Annotated in this window: 17 protein-coding genes and 2 pseudogenes; 6 read left to right on the forward strand and 13 right to left on the reverse strand. The window is 64.5% G+C overall.

Annotated elements, in window-relative coordinates:
• Positions 1-2: 2 nt before the first annotated feature.
• Positions 3-944 carry an OmpA family protein gene (locus WT16_RS15280; protein WP_006029393.1) on the forward strand — a complete coding sequence of 314 codons (942 nt, stop codon included), beginning with the start codon at positions 3-5 and terminating at the stop codon, positions 942-944.
• Between the two features lie 177 nt (positions 945-1,121).
• Here the strand turns inward: WT16_RS15280 and tssA are convergent, their stop codons facing one another.
• The 10 genes from tssA to WT16_RS33715 form a co-directional block, all read right to left on the reverse strand.
• Complete coding sequence (tssA, locus tag WT16_RS15285) at positions 1,122-2,252, reverse strand: type VI secretion system protein TssA (protein ID WP_006029392.1); 1,131 nt, start codon at positions 2,250-2,252, stop codon at positions 1,122-1,124.
• 85 nt (positions 2,253-2,337) lie between these two features.
• Positions 2,338-5,007: a type VI secretion system ATPase TssH gene (gene tssH / locus WT16_RS15290; RefSeq protein ID WP_063533628.1), complete on the reverse strand. Its 2,670-nt coding sequence runs from the start codon at positions 5,005-5,007 to the stop codon at positions 2,338-2,340.
• Between the two features lie 33 nt (positions 5,008-5,040).
• Positions 5,041-6,141 (reverse strand): type VI secretion system baseplate subunit TssG, encoded by a 1,101-nt coding sequence (tssG, locus tag WT16_RS15295; protein ID WP_059932461.1) that lies wholly within the window; start codon positions 6,139-6,141, stop codon positions 5,041-5,043.
• Complete coding sequence (tssF, locus tag WT16_RS15300) at positions 6,105-7,943, reverse strand: type VI secretion system baseplate subunit TssF (RefSeq protein WP_063533629.1); 1,839 nt, start codon at positions 7,941-7,943, stop codon at positions 6,105-6,107. Before tssF ends, tssG begins: the two co-directional genes overlap by 37 nt.
• Before the next feature lie 79 nt (positions 7,944-8,022).
• Positions 8,023-8,505, reverse strand: a complete 483-nt coding sequence (gene tssE, locus WT16_RS15305; RefSeq protein ID WP_006029388.1) for a type VI secretion system baseplate subunit TssE — start codon at positions 8,503-8,505, stop codon at positions 8,023-8,025.
• 51 nt (positions 8,506-8,556) lie between these two features.
• Entirely contained in the window at positions 8,557-9,060 is a 504-nt protein-coding gene (locus tag WT16_RS15310; protein WP_006029387.1) for a type VI secretion system tube protein Hcp, read from the reverse strand.
• Positions 9,061-9,132: 72 nt separating this feature from the next.
• Positions 9,133-10,623: a type VI secretion system contractile sheath large subunit gene (gene tssC / locus WT16_RS15315; RefSeq protein WP_063533630.1), complete on the reverse strand. Its 1,491-nt coding sequence runs from the start codon at positions 10,621-10,623 to the stop codon at positions 9,133-9,135.
• A gap of 16 nt (positions 10,624-10,639) precedes the next feature.
• Positions 10,640-11,158 (reverse strand): type VI secretion system contractile sheath small subunit, encoded by a 519-nt coding sequence (gene tssB, locus WT16_RS15320; protein WP_006029385.1) that lies wholly within the window; start codon positions 11,156-11,158, stop codon positions 10,640-10,642.
• A 36-nt stretch (positions 11,159-11,194) separates the two neighbouring features.
• Positions 11,195-11,860 carry a tetratricopeptide repeat protein gene (locus WT16_RS15325; RefSeq protein ID WP_015601514.1) on the reverse strand — a complete coding sequence of 222 codons (666 nt, stop codon included), beginning with the start codon at positions 11,858-11,860 and terminating at the stop codon, positions 11,195-11,197.
• A 91-nt stretch (positions 11,861-11,951) separates the two neighbouring features.
• Positions 11,952-12,245 (reverse strand): hypothetical protein, encoded by a 294-nt coding sequence (locus tag WT16_RS33715; RefSeq protein WP_156521436.1) that lies wholly within the window; start codon positions 12,243-12,245, stop codon positions 11,952-11,954.
• Between WT16_RS33715 and tssJ the strand changes: the two genes are divergently transcribed.
• The 3 genes from tssJ to icmH all read left to right on the forward strand — a co-directional run bounded on the left by tssJ (position 12,234) and on the right by icmH (position 15,085).
• Complete coding sequence (tssJ, locus tag WT16_RS15330) at positions 12,234-12,848, forward strand: type VI secretion system lipoprotein TssJ (protein WP_015600452.1); 615 nt, start codon at positions 12,234-12,236, stop codon at positions 12,846-12,848. The two genes, WT16_RS33715 and tssJ, sit on opposite strands and share 12 nt — an antisense overlap.
• 108 nt (positions 12,849-12,956) lie before the next feature.
• Complete coding sequence (gene tssK, locus WT16_RS15335; RefSeq protein WP_063533631.1) at positions 12,957-14,303, forward strand: type VI secretion system baseplate subunit TssK; 1,347 nt, start codon at positions 12,957-12,959, stop codon at positions 14,301-14,303.
• Entirely contained in the window at positions 14,300-15,085 is a 786-nt protein-coding gene (gene icmH, locus WT16_RS15340) for a type IVB secretion system protein IcmH/DotU (RefSeq protein ID WP_063533632.1), read from the forward strand. The genes tssK and icmH overlap by 4 nt, the downstream gene beginning before the upstream one ends.
• Positions 15,086-15,283: 198 nt before the next feature.
• Here icmH and WT16_RS15345 read toward each other — a convergent pair.
• Positions 15,284-15,508: pseudogene (locus WT16_RS15345) on the reverse strand (nitrilase); the annotation flags it as partial.
• 117 nt (positions 15,509-15,625) lie between these two features.
• Here WT16_RS15345 and WT16_RS15350 point away from each other — a divergent pair.
• Both WT16_RS15350 and WT16_RS15355 read left to right on the forward strand, forming a co-directional pair.
• The gene (locus tag WT16_RS15350; protein ID WP_063533633.1) at positions 15,626-16,759 is read left to right on the forward strand and encodes a HigA family addiction module antitoxin; all 1,134 of its coding nucleotides are present in this window, start codon (positions 15,626-15,628) and stop codon (positions 16,757-16,759) included.
• An 11-nt stretch (positions 16,760-16,770) separates the two neighbouring features.
• The gene (locus WT16_RS15355) at positions 16,771-17,256 is read left to right on the forward strand and encodes a hypothetical protein (RefSeq protein ID WP_011883089.1); all 486 of its coding nucleotides are present in this window, start codon (positions 16,771-16,773) and stop codon (positions 17,254-17,256) included.
• Between the two features lie 85 nt (positions 17,257-17,341).
• Here WT16_RS15355 and WT16_RS35400 read toward each other — a convergent pair whose 3' ends face one another.
• Entirely contained in the window at positions 17,342-17,494 is a 153-nt protein-coding gene (locus tag WT16_RS35400; RefSeq protein ID WP_082252611.1) for a helix-turn-helix domain-containing protein, read from the reverse strand.
• 937 nt (positions 17,495-18,431) lie between these two features.
• Positions 18,432-18,530, reverse strand: a pseudogene (locus WT16_RS34955) (integrase core domain-containing protein); the annotation flags it as partial.
• Between the last annotated feature and the right edge of the window lie 9 nt (positions 18,531-18,539).

Genomic DNA, 18,539 nt, shown 5'->3' on the forward strand with positions numbered 1-18,539 from the left:
CGATGACGAAGCCGCGCCTCTCCTCCCGTCCCGCTTCCCGTTTCGCACTCGTGCTCGCCGCGCTCGCGCTCGGCGGCACGCTGGGCGGCGCCGCGCGCGCCGACAACGTCGGCCCCGCAACCGTCACGCCGATCGACGCGGGCGGCGTGCCCGTGAAAGCAACGCCGCTCGCCGCGCCCGCCGCGGTGGCAAACGGCGCGGCCGCGCACGCGGGCGCGGCCGTGGCGTCGCCGCCGCCGGCGAATGCGACGCCGGGCCAGGTCGTCGCCGGCGGCAAGGTCGCCGACGAAGCGACGAAGGCCGCCGTGCTGCAGCGCCTGCGCGACACGTACGGCGCCGCGAACGTCGTCGACCAGATCGAAGTCGGCGACGTCGCGACGCCGCCGAACTGGTCAGCGAACGTCCAGAAGCTGATCGGCCCGCAACTGAAGCAGATCAGCAAGGGACAGTTGAAGATCGACGGCACGCAGATCGACGTGAAGGGCGAAGTGCGCAACGAAGCGCAGCGGCAGCAGCTCGCGAGCGACATGGCGAACGCGCTGAACCCGACCTACACGATCAAGAACGGGTTGCGCGTGAGCGCGTCCGAGCAGGGTCTCCTCGACCAGACGCTCGCGAACCGCACGATCGAGTTCGAGACCGGCAGCGCGACGCTCACGCCGCAAGGCCGCGCGATTCTCGACCAGATGGCGGCCGCGCTCGCGAAGATGTCGAACCGGACGGTCGAGATCATCGGCCACACCGACAATTCGGGCAATCGCACGTCGAACATCGCGCTCAGCCAGGCGCGCGCGGATGCGGTGAAGGGCTATCTGGTGGCGAAGGGCATCGCGTCGCAGCAACTGACGACGACGGGCGTCGGCCCCGACCAGCCGATCGCGTCGAACGACTCGGCCGACGGGCGCGCGCGCAACCGCCGGATCGAATTCCGCGCGGGGCAGTAAGCGGCGCGCCGCCCGCACGCCCCACATCGACGACATCCGCGATATCGATGCCATCGCCGTCATCGGCGCATCGTCGATACGGAAATGCAAAAAGAAAATACAAGAAAGCGACGGATGATCCCTCGGGACCTCTCCGTCGCTTTTTTTCGCGGCCGGCCGACGCGGGCCGGCCTGCGCTCACGCGTTGTCGTCCGGCTTCAGGCCGAGCAGCTCGCGGATATGCGCGAGCGAGCCGTCGTCCTTGACGACCGACGCGAGCCATTGATGCAGCGGCATGTCCGCCCACTCGGCCGCCTTGTCGGCGAGGTACGCGACCGGGCTGTGCGGCTCGGTCCCGCGGAAATACTTCGCGACCGCGCGCAACTGCTCGACCGCCTGCGCACGATTCTGGATGCCGGCGATCACGAGCGGCGCGGGCGCGGACGGCGCGTGTGCGTGTCTCTGCACGGGGTCCTCCGAATGAAGCGGCGTCTTGAAGCTCGGCTCCGCGCGCTCTTGCGACGCGCCCGGCGCATTCGGCGCGACGGCCTGCGGCTGCGCGTCGGCCGAGTAGCCCTGCTCCTTCGCGAAGCGCTCGGCGAGCCGGTAGACGGTGTCGTACGCGTCGCGCGCCTGCCGAAAGCTCGGCGCCGCGTCGCCCGCGCGCTGGCCGAGTTCCTGCTCGAGCGCGTCGAGCGCCGCCTGGAACGTTTTCAGCTCGCCGAGCAGCCGCGCATAGAACGCGACGGACGTCATCCGCTTCGACGCCTCGATCTGCTCGACCGACGGCTTGCCGCGCGCGATCTCGCTCGCCTGCTCGGGATCGCGCCGGATCGCCTGCGCGACGTGTTGCGCGACGTCCCAGTCGAGCTCGCTGAACGCGTTCGACGCGCCGTCGGTGAGCGGCACCGCGCGCAGCAGCTCGACCGTGCGCCCGGCGAGCCACGCGATGTTGCCGAGCCGGTACTCGGCGTCGTCGCCGTCGGGCAGCGGGTGCACGTGATCCCAGAATTGCCGGCAAAGGCTCGTGAGCAGTGCGTAGCCCTGCGTGAGCCCGCCGATGCCATCCTCGAGCGCGAGCGCCTCGGTCAGCCACACCGCGAGCCGCAGATCCTTGGTGCGCTCGCGCAACAGCGCGCTCGATTGCTCGACGACGAAGCTCCAGTCCGCTTCCTTGATGTCGGTGATCCATTCGCCCTGGTCGAGCGACGGATCGTCGAACTTGCGCGCGTGCTGAATCGCGTCGAATTCGGCGGAGAAGAGGAGATCGTCGCCGCACGGCGACGCTTCGCTGATCGGCGTCAGCAGCTCGGAGAGGTTGATCGGCATGGTCGAATGCTATGTCAGTGCGTTGCGGCGTCCATCGTTGCGTGAAGATACGCGCGGCGCGTGACGCGCGCGCCGCGCGCCGGCCTTACTCGACCGTGTACTCGAACTCGCCCGTCTCGGCCGCGCGCGCGGCGATCCGCGCGATCGCCGCGCCGTCGGCGATGCGCGACAGCACGTGCTCGGCAATCTCCGGCAGCAGCGTGCCGTTCAGGATGTGATCGACGTTGCGCGCGCCCGAATCGACTTCGGTGCAGCGCGCGAGCACGGCGTCGACGAGCGACTCGTCCCATTCGAACGCGGCCTTGTGGTTCGCTTCGATCCGGCGGCGAATCCGTTCGAGCTTCAGCTCGATGATCTCGGCGAGCACGTCGTCGGAGATCGGATAGTACGGAATCACCTTCATCCGGCCGAGGAACGCGGGCTTGAAGGTCTTGTAGAGCTGCGGGCGCAGCGTCTCGGCGAGCGTCTCGGCGTCGGGCAGCTCTTCCGGCGCCTTGTTCAGGCACACCTGCATCACCGCCGACGAGCCGACGTTCGACGTCAGGATGATCAGCGTATTGCGGAAGTCGATCTCGCGGCCTTCGGCGTCGTCCATCGCGCCCTTGTCGAACACCTGGAAGAACATCTCGAGCACGTCCGGATGCGCCTTCTCGACTTCGTCGAGCAGCACGACCGAATACGGATTGCGGCGCACCGCTTCCGTCAGCACGCCGCCCTCGCCGTAGCCGACGTAGCCGGGCGGCGAGCCCTTCAGGCCCGACACGCTGTGCGCCTCCTGATACTCGCTCATGTTGATCGTGATCATCTTGCGTTCGCCGCCGTACAGCACGTCGGCGAGCGCGAGCGCGGTCTCGGTCTTGCCGACGCCCGACGGCCCGACGAACATGAACACGCCGCGCGGCTTGTTCGGGTCCTCGAGGTTCGCGGTCGCGGTGCGCACGCGCTGCGCGATCGCATCGAGCGCGTGGTCCTGGCCGATCACGCGCGCGCCGAGCAGCTCGCGCAGATTGAGCACGGTCTCGATCTCGTCCTTCACCATCCGGCCGAGCGGAATGCCCGTCCACGACGCGACGATTTCCGCGACGACATGGCCGTCGACCTGCAGCGGCACCATCGGCCGGTTGCCCTGCAGCGCGCGCAATGCGCCGACACGCTCGGCGAGTTTCGCGCGCGTCGCGTCGACGTCGGCCGGCCGGCCGTCGGCGGACGGCTCGCGCGCGGCGTCGAGCTCGGCGCGCAGCGCGCCGATTTCGGTCACGAGCGCGCGCTCCTCTTCATAGCGCGCCTCGTCGTCGGCAAGCGCCTTCAGATCGGCTTCGCGCGCGTCGCGCAACTCGGCGAGGCGCTCATCGTGCACGGCGCCGCTCGCGGCCTCACGCTCGAGCGCCGCGATCTCCGCGTCGATCCGCTCGATGCGCTTTTTCGCATCGTCGATCGCGGCAGGCGTCGCGCTGTGCGCGAGCGCGACCTTCGCGCACGCGGTGTCGAGCACGCTGATCGCCTTGTCCGGCAGTTGGCGGCCGCTGATGTAGCGATGCGACAGCCGCACCGCCTCGGTGATCGCGTCGTCGAGAATCCGCACGCTGAAGTGCTGTTCCATCAGCCCCGCCATCCCGCGCAGCATCGCGGCGGCGAGCGGCTCGCTCGGCTCCTCGATCTTCACGACCTGGAAGCGCCGCGCGAGCGCCGCGTCCTTTTCGAAGTACTTCTTGTATTCGCTCCACGTCGTCGCCGCGATCGTGCGCAGCTCGCCGCGCGCGAGCGCCGGCTTCAGCAGGTTCGCCGCGTCGTTCTGGCCCGCCTGCCCGCCCGCGCCGATGATCGTGTGCGCTTCGTCGATGAAGAGAATGATCGGATGCGCGCTCTTCTTCACTTCGTCGATCACGCTCTTCAGGCGATTCTCGAACTCGCCCTTCACGCTCGCGCCCGCCTGCAGGAGGCCCATGTCGAGCACGTGCAGCGCGACGCCGCGAAGCGGCGGCGGCACGTCGTCGGCCGCGATCCGCAGCGCGAGCCCTTCGACGACGGCCGTCTTGCCGACGCCCGCCTCGCCCGTCATGATCGGATTGTTCTGCCGGCGGCGCATCAGGATGTCGATTGCCTGGCGAATCTCCGCGTCGCGGCCGATCACCGGGTCGATCCTGCCTTCGCGCGCGCGCTGCGTGAGGTTCGTCGTGTACGTGTCGAGCGCCGGCGTCTTCGACGGGCCGCGCGGCGCGCCGCCCGACGCGGCCGCACCGTCCGGCGCCGCCCCGTCGGCATCGGCCTGCCGCGGCTCGGCTTCGGCCGAGCCCGCGACGATCTCGTCGAACTTGTGCTTCAGATCGTCGACGCGCACGCGCGCGAACTGCGACGACATCCGCTGCGCGAACTGCGCGAGATCCGGCCCCGTCAGCAGCGCAAGCAGCAGATGGCCCGAGCGAATCCGGCCGATCTGCGAATCGAGCGACGCGATGAGCCACGCCTGCTCGAACAGCTCGGTCAGATGCACCGAGAACACCGGCGTGCGCGTGTTGCCCGTCTTCAGTCCTTCGAGCTCGCGTTCGAGATCCGCGCGCAGCGCGTGCGGATCGACGCCGCTCGCGCGCAGCACGAGGGGCACGTCGCCGGTCGATTCGTCGAGCAGCGCGAGAAACAGGTGTTCGAGATCCACTTCGTAGTGACCGCGTGCGAAGCAGTGGCTGGCGGCGCGCTCGGCGGCCTTCCGGCACACCGGATTCAGTTTCGCGATCAGGGTCTTCAGGGGCGTGCTCATCGGTTACGGTCCACTCAGGTTCGATCGTTGTTATCAATGAATGACGTGCAGCTCGTAGCGCGCGTCGGCGCGATCGCGCTCGGCTTCGCGCGTACAGAGGAACGCATCCCAGCCGAGCCGCGCGCCCGCGCCGAGGACGCTCGCGCCGACTTCCGTGCGGCGCAGCACGAGCGACACCTCGTATTCGAGCGTCACGCCGGCGAGCAGCGTCAGCATCCGCTCGAGCGCGATCGCGCGCTCCTCGCCGGGCAGGAACGCTTCGTAGTCGCGCTTCGACAGCGGGCCGACGACGAGCCGCGCGCGCATGTCGCGCTGCCACACGCGTTCGCCGACGAGCGCCGTCGCGCCGAGCGTCACGTTCACGTCGCCGAGCACGCTCAGTTGATCGGACGGCACGTCGTACCACTTGCCGACGAACTGCTCGATGCGAATCGGCACGCAGAAATACTCGGACAGCGTGCGCTGCAGATACGCGGCCGATACCGGCCGATGCCGCGCGGCGAGCGCGTAGCCGGCGATCGCTTCGTCGAGCAGCACGCCGCGGCCCTGCTGCACGGTCGAGCGCGCATCGTCGTTCGACACGCCCGCGAGCGCGAGCAAGAGCGGCAGATAGCGCTCGTCGCGGTCGAGCTCGTAATGCAGCGGCAGCCGGTACTTCTTCCACGCCGAGTAGAACAGCGCGGTCGCGCGGTTCGAGAAGACGTCGAAGAACGCGCGCGCGGCGTGATCGCGCTTCAACTGCTCGCGCGCGATGATCTGCTCGGTGTAATGCAGCGGCAGCGCGCCCTGGCCGCCCAGCAGCCCGAAGAACGCCGGCGTGAGCTCCACGCGCGACAGCGCGCCCGCCTCCACCGCCGCGTTGCGCTGCGAATCGTCCTTCAGCGCGTCGCCCGCTTCGTCGTACGACTGCGCGCGCTCGATCTCGCTCGGCGGAAAGCCGAGCGACAGCGTATTGCGAAAGCCGATCCGCCGCGCGACGATCTCGCCCGGCCGTCTTGCCGCATGGCGCTGCGGATGGCGCTTCGCGAACCAGGTCTCGAGCAGCCGCACCGCCTGGAAGAATTCGAAGCGATGCGGCTCGTCGAGCAGCCGCTCGACTACGCCAGGATCGATTCGCCGCTGCGCGGTTTGCATCGCATGATCTCCTCGCCGGTGCGCCTGGACACGACGATCAGTTGAACAAAGCTGTTGAGGTGCACGTACAGCCCGAAGAAGGCGTCGATCATCCGCACGAAGGTCGCGAGGCTCGAGCCGACGAAATGCTCGTCGTCGATCGCGAGCCGGATCTCGACGCCGCGCACGAACGTCGCAAACGGCTTGCCCGGCAGCCACTGCACGGCGCTCCTCTGCTCGATGCCGACGATTCCGTCGATGTGGCGCGTCGACACCGCGGAGCGTCTCAGATCGTACAGCACGAGCACCTCCTTCAGCGCGGCGAGCCCTTCTTCGGCAAGCGACACGTGATTGAGCGCGAGATGCGACACGAGTCGCCAGTGCGCGGCGTGGCCGCGCTCGAAGCGCGCGCTCGGCGTGGGCCGGCGCAGCAGTGCGATCGGGCCGCGCTGAGCATCGCCTTCGATGAACAGATCGCCGCCGTCGAGCCCCGTCGCGAGCGCGGCCGGCAAGTCGCGGTTCGTGCAGGTGAGGTCGAGGCTCAGCGTGTCGGTTTGCGGCGCGCCCGGCTCGAAATCGACGTCGACGACCGAAATCTCGGTTTCGTAACCGGGGCTCTTGCGCGCGACGTCGTCGTTGCGGCGCGCGAACCAGTAGTGGCCGGCCTGCCCCGTCTCGCCGTGATGCAACGAATAGAACGGCCGGAATTCCACGACCGTTTCGCGATCCGCGCGCTGCCGCACGAGGTGCACCGAATCGATCGAATACACCTCGTACGCGAACGCGCGGCGCGCGTCGCCGATCACCGGATACGATACCGCCCGATGGTCGATCCGGATCGGCTCGCCGTGCTGGCGGAACAGGTTGACGACCGGCGTGCAGAAAAGCCGGAAGTGGCTCGCACTCAGCAAGTCGAGCAGCCGCGCGACGTGCGAATCGCTGCGCACGTCGCGCAGCGCGATATGCAGCGTCAGTTGCCGGCAACGCCCGGCGCGCTGCGTGAGCGCGCTCAGGTCGAAGTCGACGAAGTTGAATTTGTCCGGGAATGCGAAGTATTCGGTCAGCAGCCGATAGGCCGGGTGCGAGCGGGCCGGATAGTCGATCAGCGCGTCGGCCTCGTCGAATCCCGCGTGTTCGAACGGCGTCTTGCCGAGCGCGATCCAGCGGCCGCTGCGATCGGGTTCGACATAGCACGCAAGCGCGTGCGCGAACAGGCAATCGGTCAGCGCGGCGACGAACGACTGCTCGCCGTGCAGATGCGCGCGCAGCTTGCCGAGCTTCAGCGCCGCGAGGTCGAGCTGCGGCGACGTCGATTCGAACGCGATCGAGATCACGCCCGTCGCGTTGCCGGGCAGCATGGCGGCGGCGGGCGCCGCGGCGATCGATCCGTGGCGCGCCTCGGCAAGCCGGATCGGCGCGAGCGTCACGTCGTACGCCGTGCGGAACCGGCACTGCACGCCGCGGATCGCGCGGCTCTTCAACTCGGTGCCGCGCTCGACGACCTGCGGCCCGGTCAGTTCGGCGAACGCATGCGACGCGCCGAACTGCGCGATCGAGCATGAGGGGAACGGCCGCAGATAATGCGGATAGAGGACTTCGACGAGCGCTTCGGTGAATTCGGGATACTCGTCGTCGAGCTTCTTGTTGATCCGCGCGCCGAGCAGCGCGAACGATTCGATCATTCGCTCGACATGCGGATCCTCGCAATGCTCGCCCGCCTGCGACAGACGCGCGGCGATCTTCGGGTATCGGTTTGCGAATTCGGGCGAATAGCGCCGCAGAAACGACAGTTCGCGTTCGTAATACGGCAACAACTCTTCCATCGACGATCCCCGAAACCTTGATGCTCTCGTGCCGGGCTTCTCGTTGCCGCGCGGCGCCCGGCGGCTCACGCGCTACGGCTCACACCTTGGCGGCGCGCGAACGCGTCACCGAATATTGCAACGTCGACGGCTGCAGCATCGCATCGAAGGTCACCGGCTCCTCGGCGGGATGCACGACGAGCAGCGCCTGGATCGCGAAATAGAGCGCGCTCGTCGACTGCTCGTTCAGCTCGAACGTCACCGACACCTGCTGCAGCCTCGGCTCGTGCCGCGCGATCGCCTGCTGAATCGACTTGCAGATGAACGTGCGGTCGTAGTGGCTCGCTAGGCTCAGGCCGGCGAAATCGTTCAGCCCGTAGGTCAGCACCGAGCGCCGGCATTCCGGCAGCGCGGCGAGATCTTCTTCGGTCAGCGCGATGCGCGTGTTGAGGATCGCCTCGACGTCGCGCGCGACCGTGGTCTTCAGCTCTTCCAGCGACAATTGCCGCATCGCGGCTGGCGCCGGCACATGCGGTTCGTCGTCGAACAGCTTGTCGAGGAAGCTCGGTTCGAAGCGTTTCATCGGGCTCCAAGCAAAACGGGGCACGCACCGTGCCCCGTTCCCGCGTCGAACTTAGACCGCGTAGGTCTTGTCGTTCTTCGTGAGGCTCCAGGCGCCCTGCGTGTTGCCGCCCTGGTTGCCGCCGATCTTCTGCTGAGTCTGCTTCCACTGGACCGCCGCGTACTTCAGCGAGAAGGTCTCGATCGGCAGGCCTTCGTTCTGCACGCTCGGCGCGATGCTCGAGATGATCACGTACTTCAGCTTGATCTCGAGATACTTGACGCGCTCGCCTTCGCCGTCGGCGCGCAGGAAATCGATCGTCACCTCGTCGAACGTGGTGCCGCCCGACGCGTGCTGATACAGCAACGGGCTCGACGAATCGATTTCCTTCGTGAACACCATGTCGCCGTGTTCGCAACGCGTTGCCGTATGGCCGCCTGCGGTCGACGCGGTTGCCGAACGCGGCTGAACGATCGAGTGATCCCAGGATTTCAGTTCGATCCAGCCGGCGTGGTCCTTGTCCGCGGACTCGCCTTTGATGGCCGGATTACCGAACTTCAGATGCATGTGTAACATGGTCTTTCGACTCCCCAAAGAGGTGGTTTTAACGTCCTACCCGGGCGGCCCGCCCGGGCGATCTCAGCTCGCTCATGAATTTGCCGGTTTGGGCAGATCAGCGACAAGGCGCAGAGAAATCGACAACTCGTCGAGCTGGAAGTGCGGACGCAAGAACGCGACCGAACGATACGCACCCGGCTTGCCCGGAATCTCTGACACTTGTACGGAGGCCTCGCGCAGCGGGAACTGCGCTTTCTGTTCCTGGGTCGCGTCGTCGTCGAGCAGCACGTACTGCGAGATCCAGCGATTGAGGAACGTTTCGACGTTCTGCGCGGACGCGAAGCTGCCGATCTTGTCGCGCATCATCGCCTTCAGGTAATGCGCGATGCGCGATACCGAGAAGATGTACTGCAGTTGAGCAGACAGGACGGCGTTCGCATTGGCGCTGTCGGTGCTGTATTTCTTGGGTTTCTGCACCGACTGCGCGGCGAAGAACGCGGCGTAATCGGAATTCTTGCAATGCACGAGCGGGATGAAGCCGAGGTCGCTCAGCTCCTTCTCGCGGCGGTCGGTGATCGCGATCTCGGTCGGGCACTTGAGCGCGATTTCGCCGTCATCGGTCTTGAACGTGTGCGTCGGCAGATCCTCGACGAGGCCGCCGCCTTCGACGCCGCGAATCGCCGCACACCAGCCGAAGTCGTCGAACGCGGCCGTCAGGCGCGCGGCGAACGCCCACGACGCATTGCACCACAGGTACTTGTTGTGATCGGTGCCGTCGACGTCCTCGACGAAGTTGAAGCCCTCCGCGATCGCGCCGTCCTTCGGATTGAACGGCAGGCGGCCGAGGAAGCGCGGCAGCGTGAGGCCGACGTAGCGCGAATCCTCGGAATCGCGGAACGACTTCCACTTCGCGTATTCGACGGTGTCGAACACCTTGCCGAGATCGCGCGGCTTGCCCAGATCGGCGAACGATTCGAGGCCGAGCAGCTCGGGCGCCGCCGACGCGACGAACGGCGCGTGCGCGGCCGCCGCGACATGCGACATCTGCTCGACGAAGTACAGGTCTTCCGGCTGGCGCGAGATCTCGTAATCGCCCACCAGCACGCCGAACGGCGAGCCGCCGAACGTGCCGAACTCTTCTTCGTAGACCTTCTTGAAGAGCGCGCTCTGGTCGAACTCGGTCGCGTTCTTGAAGTCGCGCACGAGATCGCGCTTCGGCGCGTGCAGTGCCTTGATCTTGATCGTCGAACCGGTGTTGCTTTCCTTCACCAGATAGTCGAGCCCGCGCCACGTGCTTTCGAGACGCTGGAACTCCGCCGCGTGCATCACGGCCGAGAGCTGCGACGAAATCAGGCGGTCGAGCTCCGCGACGCGCGCGTCGATCGTCGCCGACAGGTTGTCCGACACGACCACCGTGCCGTCGAGCACCTGATGGACGAGTTCGCCGATCAGGTCCTTCGCGCGCGCATGCTCGGATTCGGATTTAGCGACCTTGCTCTTCTCGACGATCTCGTCGAGCAGCGAGGATTGCGCGCCGACTTGAGCGCCGGTCGATTGGGCCGCAGCCGTTTGCTGGTTCATTTCACCACCCCGTTACTCATTCACCCTGCTTGTCGCCGCCGTCCGCGCTCTTCTTCAGCGCTTCGAGCTGCTGCGTGTTCGACAGCACTTCGCTCAGCAGGTCTTCGAGCTTGTCGTTGCCGGCCAGCTTGTTGCGCAGGTCGGCGAGCTTCGAGCGCGCCTCGAGCAGGCGCCGCAACGGCTCGACCTGCCCGACGACCTCGTCCGGATTGAAATCGTTGATCGAGCGGAACTTCAGATCGACCGCGAACTTGCCGCCCGCCTCGCTCAGGCGGTTCTCCACCTGGAACGTGGCGCGCGGCTCGATCGCCTTCATCACGTCGTCGAAGTTGTCGCGGTCGATGTTGACGAACTTGCGATCGCGCAGCTTCGGCTGCTCGACTTCCGATTGCCCCGCCAGATCGCCGACGACTCCGACGACGAACGGCAGTTCCTTGATCTCGATCGCATCGCCCCGTTCGACCTCGTACGTCAGTTGGACGCGGGGCGGCCGCACTTTCTGCAAGCGCTTTTGAATGCTTTCTTTCTTCGCCATCGACGGCTCCCGGTTAGTGTGTGGATCGAGCGCGGCTTAACGCAGTGCGCTGAACGGATCGCCGCCTGCCGCCTTCGCGGGCGCCGACGTGGTGGCGGGCGTCGCGGGGGTGGCGGGCGGCGTGGCAGGCGTGGCCGCCGCCGTCGCATTCTCGGCGGGCGCGGCCTCGTGCACCGGCTTCGCGCGGCGGACGATGCGGCGCTTCTTCACGACGGGCTTCGTCGCCTGCTGCTCCGGCGGGAACAGCGCGGCCTCGCCGAGCGTGTCGCGCAGTTGCTTCGCGAGCGCTTGCGCGTCGGACTTCGCGTCGCCGGCGAGCGACGCATCCTGGCGCAGCTCGCCGAGCGATTCGGTCGCGATGCGCAGGCCCGCGACGGCGAGCACGCTCTTCGCCTGACGGTCAGTCTTGTCGCGCTGCAACGCTTCCTGCGCGGCGACGATTGCCTGGCCGTAGTGACCTTGCTGGAACTGGATCTGCGCGATCCGGGCCCAGGGCTCCTCACGCGTCGGATCGGACTTCGCGAGTTGCTGGTAAAGGCCGATTGCGCGCTCCTGATCGCCCGCCTTCGCCACCGCGTCGGCGTCGGCCAACGACTTGTTGAACGCTTCGGCCGTCGGCGGCGTCGGCTGCGATGCGCAACCGGCGATGATGCCGCAGGCCAGCACTACCCCAGAAAGTTTTGCGAAGAGACGGTCTTTCATCATTTATATCCCCGGCGCGGGAGTTTTAAATCGTTGAGAATTCGTGATTTTGCTTTGCCACAAGCGCGCGGGTATAGTACCGATCAATTTTTCATAATTCAATCTTCGCGTGAAGAGCGGCCGTTTTAAAAGCAGTGCAGCGCGCCGCCTGACGCGTCGCGCAAACTCCGGGGATCACACGTGTACCGCTTCCATTGCAATTATTGCCGCAAAAGAATTCGACTTCGCCCAATCGGCGGAAAATTTTTCCGAATAAGACAGCATTGACGGCAGCCATCCGGCATTTGAAGCCACGACATTTTTGCGCTGCCAAATCGGCAAAGTAACTGATAGTTTTGACAGGGAGCAATGGGCGCCACGCCCGGAAAAATCGATGAATCCGCATGTGACTCGTTACGCGCTGCCGCTCGCCGCCTGCATCCTGCTCGGCGGCTGCGCCGCCGCCGTGCCGCTCCTCGGTTCGGCGGGCAGCGCCGCGCTGCAGATGGTGGGCGTCGGCAAGCCCGACGTACCCGATTCGCAGAAGCCGCCGCGCAATCTCGGCCTCACGCTCTATGCGGCGCAGAACCTCAACGCCGCGAACGACAACCGTCCGCTCGCGCTCGTCGTGCGCCTCTACGCACTGAAAGACCCGACGTCGTTCCAGCAGGCGCCGTTCGACAGCTTCACCGATCCGGCGAAAGAGAAGACCGCGCTCGGCGCCGATCTGCTGAGCGTGCGCGAAATCACGCTGATTCCGGGACAGCGCTACAACGCAACCGAAAAGGTGTCGCGCGAAGCGCAGGCATTCGGCATCGTCGCGCTTTTTCGCGACCCGGCGCTACAGCGCTGGAAGCTGACTTTCGATCCTGCGAAGTCCGAGAAATCCGGCATAATTATCGGCCTGCACAACTGCGCGATGACCGTGACGGGCGGCACCGTCCTGCCTTCGCAGCAAGGCATGCCGGCGCAGCGGCTCGATTTGCTGTCATCGGTGAATTGCGGGTGAAATTCGAGATGACGCTAAAAAGTCATTTAACAAGGATTAACGATTCGCTTGCAGATCGCGACGCGAATTGACCGACCAACGGCCCAATCACATTTAAGCGGATTTGACATGAGTTATTCGGCCAAGGTGCTCTGGGGGGAAGGCCTCTTTCTGAGGCCGCAGCACTTTCAGCGGCAGGACGCGTACCACGAAGCGCGCCTCTTCGAATCGATTCAGGCGATCCAGCCGTACAACTGGGGCGTGCGCTCGGTGCGGTTCGACCGCGACGCGCTCGGCAGCAACGTGCTGCGCGCGAGCGAACTGTCGCTCGTGTTCCCGGACGGCGCGCTCTACTCCGCGCCGCAGGCCGACGAATTGCCGCCGCCCATCGCGCTCGACACGCTGCCCGAAGGCAGCAACGAATTCACGTTCTACCTCGCATTGCACCCGCTGCGCGAGGCCGGCTCGAACTACGCGGATAACCGCGACGCCGGCTTCGTGTCGCGCTTCGTCAGCGAGCAGGCGCGCGTCGCCGATCACTTCACCGACGCCGCCGAAGCCGACATCACGTTCCTGAAGACGAACGTGAAGCTGATTGCGCACAGCGAGCCGCGCGACCAACTGCTGTCGATCCCGCTCGTGCGCGTGCGCCGCACCGCGACGTCCGGCTTCGAGATCGACGACAACTTCGTGCCGCCGTGCCTCGCGATCGAGGCGTCGCCGATCCTGCATCAGCGCCTGCGGCAACTGATCGACGCGCTGCAGGCGAAGGTGAACGCGCTATACGGCTTCCATCGCGAGCCGACGAAGAACATCATCGAATTCCGCTCGGGCGACATCGCATCGTTCTGGCTGCTGCACACGGCGAGCGCCGCGTTCGCCGCGCTCGCGCACCTGCATCAGCATTCGGCGCTGCATCCGGAGCGGCTGTTCCAGGAACTGCTGCGCCTCGCCGGCCAATTGATGACGTTCTCGAAGGGCTATGTGCTCGCCGATCTGCCCGCGTATCGGCACGACGATCCGGGCCCCGGCTTCGCGCGTCTCGACTCGATCCTGCGCGATCTGCTCGAAACCGTGATCTCGACGCGCTACTTCGCGATCACGCTCGAGGAAGTGCGGCCGTCGTTCCATGTCGGGCGGCTCGATTCCGGCAAGATCGACGACAAGACCGCGTTCTATCTCGCGGTATCGGCCGACATGCCGTCGGTCGAGCTCGTCGATGCCGTGCCCGCGCGCTTCAAGGTGGGCGCGCCAGACGACGTCGACAAGCTCGTGCTGTCCGCGATGCCGGGCGTGCGCCTTGCGTATACGCCGCAGGTACCGCCCGCGATTCCCGTGCGCCCCGGCGCATGCTATTTCGCACTCGATGCGCGCAGCCCGCTCTATGAACGGATGCTGCAGGCCCAGTCGGCGATGATCTATGCGCCGTCCGGAATCAATGATCTGAAATTCGAACTGATCGCCGTCACGTCATGAGTTACGCGCCCTCCCTCTTCGGCGGCAACACGCCGCCTCCCGCGCCGCAAACGGTGTCGTCGACCGACGCCGGCTTCCAGGCGCGCTCGCTCGTCGATCTGCTGTACGACGGCTTCTTCATGCTGTTCCTGCTGAAGAATGGCCGCGAGCCGAACGACGCGTCGGAATTCGGCACGCGCATTCAGGAATTCCTGAGCGAATTCGAGCGCGGCGCGAAGAAGCTCAACATCGCCGCCGAGGATGTCTATGCGGCGAAGTTCGCGTTTTGCGCGGCGATCGACGAATCGGTGCTGTCGTCGCAATTCAAGATTCGCGCGGACTGGGAACGCCGGCCGCTGCAGCTCGTGCTGTTCGGCGAACAGCTCGCGGGCGAGAAGTTCTATCAGTACCTCGAAGAATGCCGTGCGCAGGGCGCGGCGCGACTGCAGTCGCTCGAGGTGTTCCACATGTGCCTGCTGCTCGGCTTCCAGGGCAAGTATCTGCTCGAAGGGCAGGAGAAGCTTGCGTATCTGACCGCTCGGCTCGGCGACGAGATCGCGAACATGAAAGGCAAGCGCGCGCCATTCGCACCGCATTGGCCGCTGCCGGATCAGATCGCGCACCGGCTCAAGCGCGAAGTGCCGCTGTGGGCGATCGGGGCGGTGTTCGCGCTCGTAGGATTGCTTGCGTTCGTCGGGCTCAATACGTATCTGAAAAACAGTACCGTGCGGGCGCTTGCGCCTTATTCGCAAGTCATCAAGGTTGGGCCGGAGTCGGCCAATTTGACGATTTCGTTGCCTTGAGTGTGCGAAGCCCGGTGGATGCCGGGCTTTTGTGGTTCATCGAGAATCACCGGCGAACGACGGAATCGCCGATCGACATACGCGTTTCGTCGCGCCGTTGTGCCGTTGTGCCGTTGTGCCATCGACATGACATCGCGAACGGCGCATACCACTCAGGTCGGATGTTCGATTCAATGCGAAAAAGCCTGTCCTGATTTTTCAATCCTTGAATTCCACCGACCGCTTCGCCCGCTCGTCGACCGATAGCGAAAATACGTCCGGCCGAGCGTAATGCCCAACGACGTCGAAGTCATATCGGGCGCGAACCAGGTCGTCCGTATCGATTTCGGCGACGACGAGCCCCGCTTGCCCTCTTAGCGGCCCGGCCAGCACGTCGCCGAGTGGACCGACGATGACGCTGCCGCCGTTGATGAGCGGCCGATCCCGCCCCACAAAATTGTGCGTATCGTGCACATACCGCACGATAATTTCTGAAATGAAACTGTATGAATATACAGGCATACTTGCGAAATTTAGAAATTTCGCTAGAATGGGCCCACCATGATTGACTACAAGACGCCCGGACAACTCATTGAAGCCCTGCTCGCCGAGCGCGGATGGACGCAACGGCTACTCGCCGCCGTACTAGACATTAGCGAGTCGACGACGAACAAGCTTATCTCCGGCAAACAGGCCGTCTCTGCTGAGATCGCGATCGTATTGGAGGAGGTGTTTGAGGTTCCGGCGGAACAGTTCCTTGCCCTTCAGAAAGACTACGACCTCGCCCGCGCCCGCTTGGTCTCACGCCCGGACCCCGGAAGAGCAACACGCGCGGAGGTATTTCGTGGTTTGCCTGTCGCCGAAATGATTAAACGCCGCTGGCTGGACGCAACAGACGTCAAGGACATCCCGGCGGTCGAAAGTTCCTTGGCAAAGTTCTTTGGCGTTCCTACGGTCAACGACATTGAATTTTTGCCGCACGCAGCAAAGAAAACCGCAGTCGGCGGAGATACGACTCCGGCCCAACTTGCTTGGCTGTACCGCGTTCGTCAAATCGCAAGTGAGCTTCTCGTCGGCCAGTTTTCGGTTTTTGGCGTACGCCGTGCAATTGATCGACTCAAACAGCTTGTGCTGTCGGTCGAAGAAACCCGAAAGGTTCCGCGCATTCTCGCCGAGGCAGGAATTCGGTTCGTCATAGTGGAATCGCTGCCGAGCGCGAAGATCGATGGAGTTTGCTTTTGGCTGGACGATCAGTCGCCGGTTATCGGCATGTCGTTCCGGCACGACCGAATTGACAATTTTTGGTTTGTCCTGCGGCATGAGCTTGAGCATGTTCTGAGGGGGCATGGCAAAGATCGAATCGAGATCGACGCGGAGTTGGAGGGAAGCAAAGCAGGCGCTGGGCCAGACATTCCCGAACAAGAAAGGCAGGCCAATCTTGCGGCCTCCGAGTTCTGCGTACCAGCGAAGTCCATGGAAGCGTTTATTGCTCGCAAAGCACCTTTTTTCGCTGAACGAGATATTCGCAGCTTGGCCGCTGCCTTAAAGATTCACCCCGGCCTTGTCGCCGGGCAGTTGCAACACCGGACTGGTCGTTACGATAGATTTCGCGACCACTTGGTGAAGGTTCGTTCCGTGGTCACGCCGGGGGCTGCTGTGGACGGTTGGGGAGACGTAGCGCCGGTGGGCATTTGAAAGGAATTCACATGCAGACGCGTGCACAGCAGTATCAAGCCATCATTCGTTGGTATCGAGAAGAGACCGGCGAACAATCAGTCGATATGCATGAGGTAGCTCGTTTCGCTATTAGCAAGGGAGTCACACCGCCAACGCCTAAGACGCCTGAGGCATTGTTGGCGGAGAAACTCTCCGCTGCTGCGCGCGAAGAAACTGCCGTCGACGATGAAACGGGTAGGCCGTACCGCGTCAATTTCGCGGTTACACAACGTAGCGGGAAGGACCAATTGACGTTGTGGCATACGCTGGACGACGCGCCGCGTCACGTGGCGCACAAGGGGCTGATGCAACGGCGTGAACAGATGGTCGGTGATGCGGTCTCTCTGGTCGACGATGCAGATCACTGGAATCGTGTGCATGCAACGGACGAGCCCATCCAGATCCCGCTCGACTTCGAATTTGACGTCATGTTGCGCCGTAACGCGCCGCCCGACGAAGATCAGAAAGCCGCTTAGGCCGTACTTTCCGAATCGCTGCTCTCAGCTCTGACCGCCTTACGGCGGTCAGCTTGTTTCTACACGCTGCACCCGCGTCCTGGCATCAAGTCGCCTGCTCGGCGGTGCGGCGAATACGCATAATCGTCTGGCGGCTCGTTCCAAGCTGCCGAGCGATTGCCGCGATACTCTCGCCCATCCCAAGACGGCGCAACGCATCTGATTTCTGCGCCTCAGACAGAGCCGATGGCCGCCCCATCCGCTTTCATTGTTCGTCGGGGGTACGGCATACCCCCAAATTGCCAAAGTCATACCCCAAATCTTACCCCCAATTTTCGGGGATGCCCCGGCCTCTCACGGGACGTCCCGAAACAAAAACCCGCGTCAGCGCTAGGCTGGACGCGGGTTTTGGGACTTCCGGGTACTACTTGAAACTAGTGTTTGGTGCCGGCTGCAGGACTCGAACCCGCCACCTGATGATTACAAGGCGGAATGTGTACCGAGAGGATGTTGCGCTTCGAACCCTTGTCGGCTAAAGGCTCTCCCACTCCGGTGTTGCCTTGCTTTCATACAGGTGTTGCGTTTGGTGCGTAAAACTTGGTGCCGCGTGTCTGACTCGAACAGACGACCTACCGCTTACCTTACCACTACGGCTTTCGCCGCCCAATGTTTGTGGTCTGGACTATCCCTTAGCCATGGCTGTCGCTTTAGGCTCCCCCCGTCTAGTCTCTACACCTTCTCGCCGACGGCAAGCTTGGCTCGGGATTGGCATAGTCCTAACGGACCTTAGCTTTCCCCGAGTTTGAGGGGTTCTACTCCCACCGTTTCCGATGAGGCACTCGAATCTTCAAGGCGGGTGCTCTACCAACTGAGCTAACACGGCACAATAAAACATTATAGCGCAATACTCTTAGACGTCGGGCGCCCAGATAGAAACTACATCAACCGCCCTCTCGCCCTCGCAAGCCTCAGGTTCGCGCAAGTTCGTCGTGCAACTTAGCCTGTCCCGCGTCCCCTCGGGTGGAGACTGACGACATTGCGGCCAGTCATCTTTTTCCCCCTGATTTTGTCGCAGGTTCGGTAGCACCCGGCGCAAACCCTGGTCTTGCCATCCCGGGCACAGATTGTCAGCACGCGAGGAACCGACATAGCAGCGTCCGCGACGACGTAAATGGAAGCGGCTCGCCGAGCCTGACAAACGCATGCTGGTTCAAACATTCTTCACGCGGCCGGCCGTTGACGCTATCGATGTGCGCGTTTTCCACCGGCTTGCCCGGATGGATAAACTGCAGCTTGGCCTCATG

The sequence above is a fragment of the Burkholderia sp. MSMB1589WGS genome, assembly GCF_001636105.1.
In the GTDB taxonomy this organism is placed as follows: Bacteria; Pseudomonadota; Gammaproteobacteria; order Burkholderiales; family Burkholderiaceae; genus Burkholderia; species Burkholderia humptydooensis.

Excerpts from the sequence above, each read along its gene's own strand:
- tssC (WP_063533630.1), bottom strand. The coding sequence starts at position 10,623 with ATGAACCAGCAAACGGCTGCGGCCCAATCGACCGGCGCTCAAGTCGGC.
- tssG (WP_059932461.1), bottom strand. The coding sequence starts at position 6,141 with ATGCAAACCGCGCAGCGGCGAATCGATCCTGGCGTAGTCGAGCGGCTG.
- WT16_RS33715 (WP_156521436.1), bottom strand. The coding sequence starts at position 12,245 with ATGCGGATTCATCGATTTTTCCGGGCGTGGCGCCCATTGCTCCCTGTC.
- tssF (WP_063533629.1), bottom strand. The coding sequence starts at position 7,943 with ATGGAAGAGTTGTTGCCGTATTACGAACGCGAACTGTCGTTTCTGCGG.
- tssA (WP_006029392.1), bottom strand. The coding sequence starts at position 2,252 with ATGCCGATCAACCTCTCCGAGCTGCTGACGCCGATCAGCGAAGCGTCG.
- WT16_RS15350 (WP_063533633.1), top strand. The coding sequence starts at position 15,626 with ATGATTGACTACAAGACGCCCGGACAACTCATTGAAGCCCTGCTCGCC.
- tssH (WP_063533628.1), bottom strand. The coding sequence starts at position 5,007 with ATGAGCACGCCCCTGAAGACCCTGATCGCGAAACTGAATCCGGTGTGC.
- tssJ (WP_015600452.1), top strand. The coding sequence starts at position 12,234 with ATGAATCCGCATGTGACTCGTTACGCGCTGCCGCTCGCCGCCTGCATC.
- tssE (WP_006029388.1), bottom strand. The coding sequence starts at position 8,505 with ATGAAACGCTTCGAACCGAGCTTCCTCGACAAGCTGTTCGACGACGAA.
- icmH (WP_063533632.1), top strand. The coding sequence starts at position 14,300 with ATGAGTTACGCGCCCTCCCTCTTCGGCGGCAACACGCCGCCTCCCGCG.
- WT16_RS15280 (WP_006029393.1), top strand. The coding sequence starts at position 3 with ATGACGAAGCCGCGCCTCTCCTCCCGTCCCGCTTCCCGTTTCGCACTC.
- WT16_RS15310 (WP_006029387.1), bottom strand. The coding sequence starts at position 9,060 with ATGTTACACATGCATCTGAAGTTCGGTAATCCGGCCATCAAAGGCGAG.
- tssB (WP_006029385.1), bottom strand. The coding sequence starts at position 11,158 with ATGGCGAAGAAAGAAAGCATTCAAAAGCGCTTGCAGAAAGTGCGGCCG.
- WT16_RS35400 (WP_082252611.1), bottom strand. The coding sequence starts at position 17,494 with ATGGGGCGGCCATCGGCTCTGTCTGAGGCGCAGAAATCAGATGCGTTG.
- WT16_RS15355 (WP_011883089.1), top strand. The coding sequence starts at position 16,771 with ATGCAGACGCGTGCACAGCAGTATCAAGCCATCATTCGTTGGTATCGA.
- WT16_RS15325 (WP_015601514.1), bottom strand. The coding sequence starts at position 11,860 with ATGAAAGACCGTCTCTTCGCAAAACTTTCTGGGGTAGTGCTGGCCTGC.
- tssK (WP_063533631.1), top strand. The coding sequence starts at position 12,957 with ATGAGTTATTCGGCCAAGGTGCTCTGGGGGGAAGGCCTCTTTCTGAGG.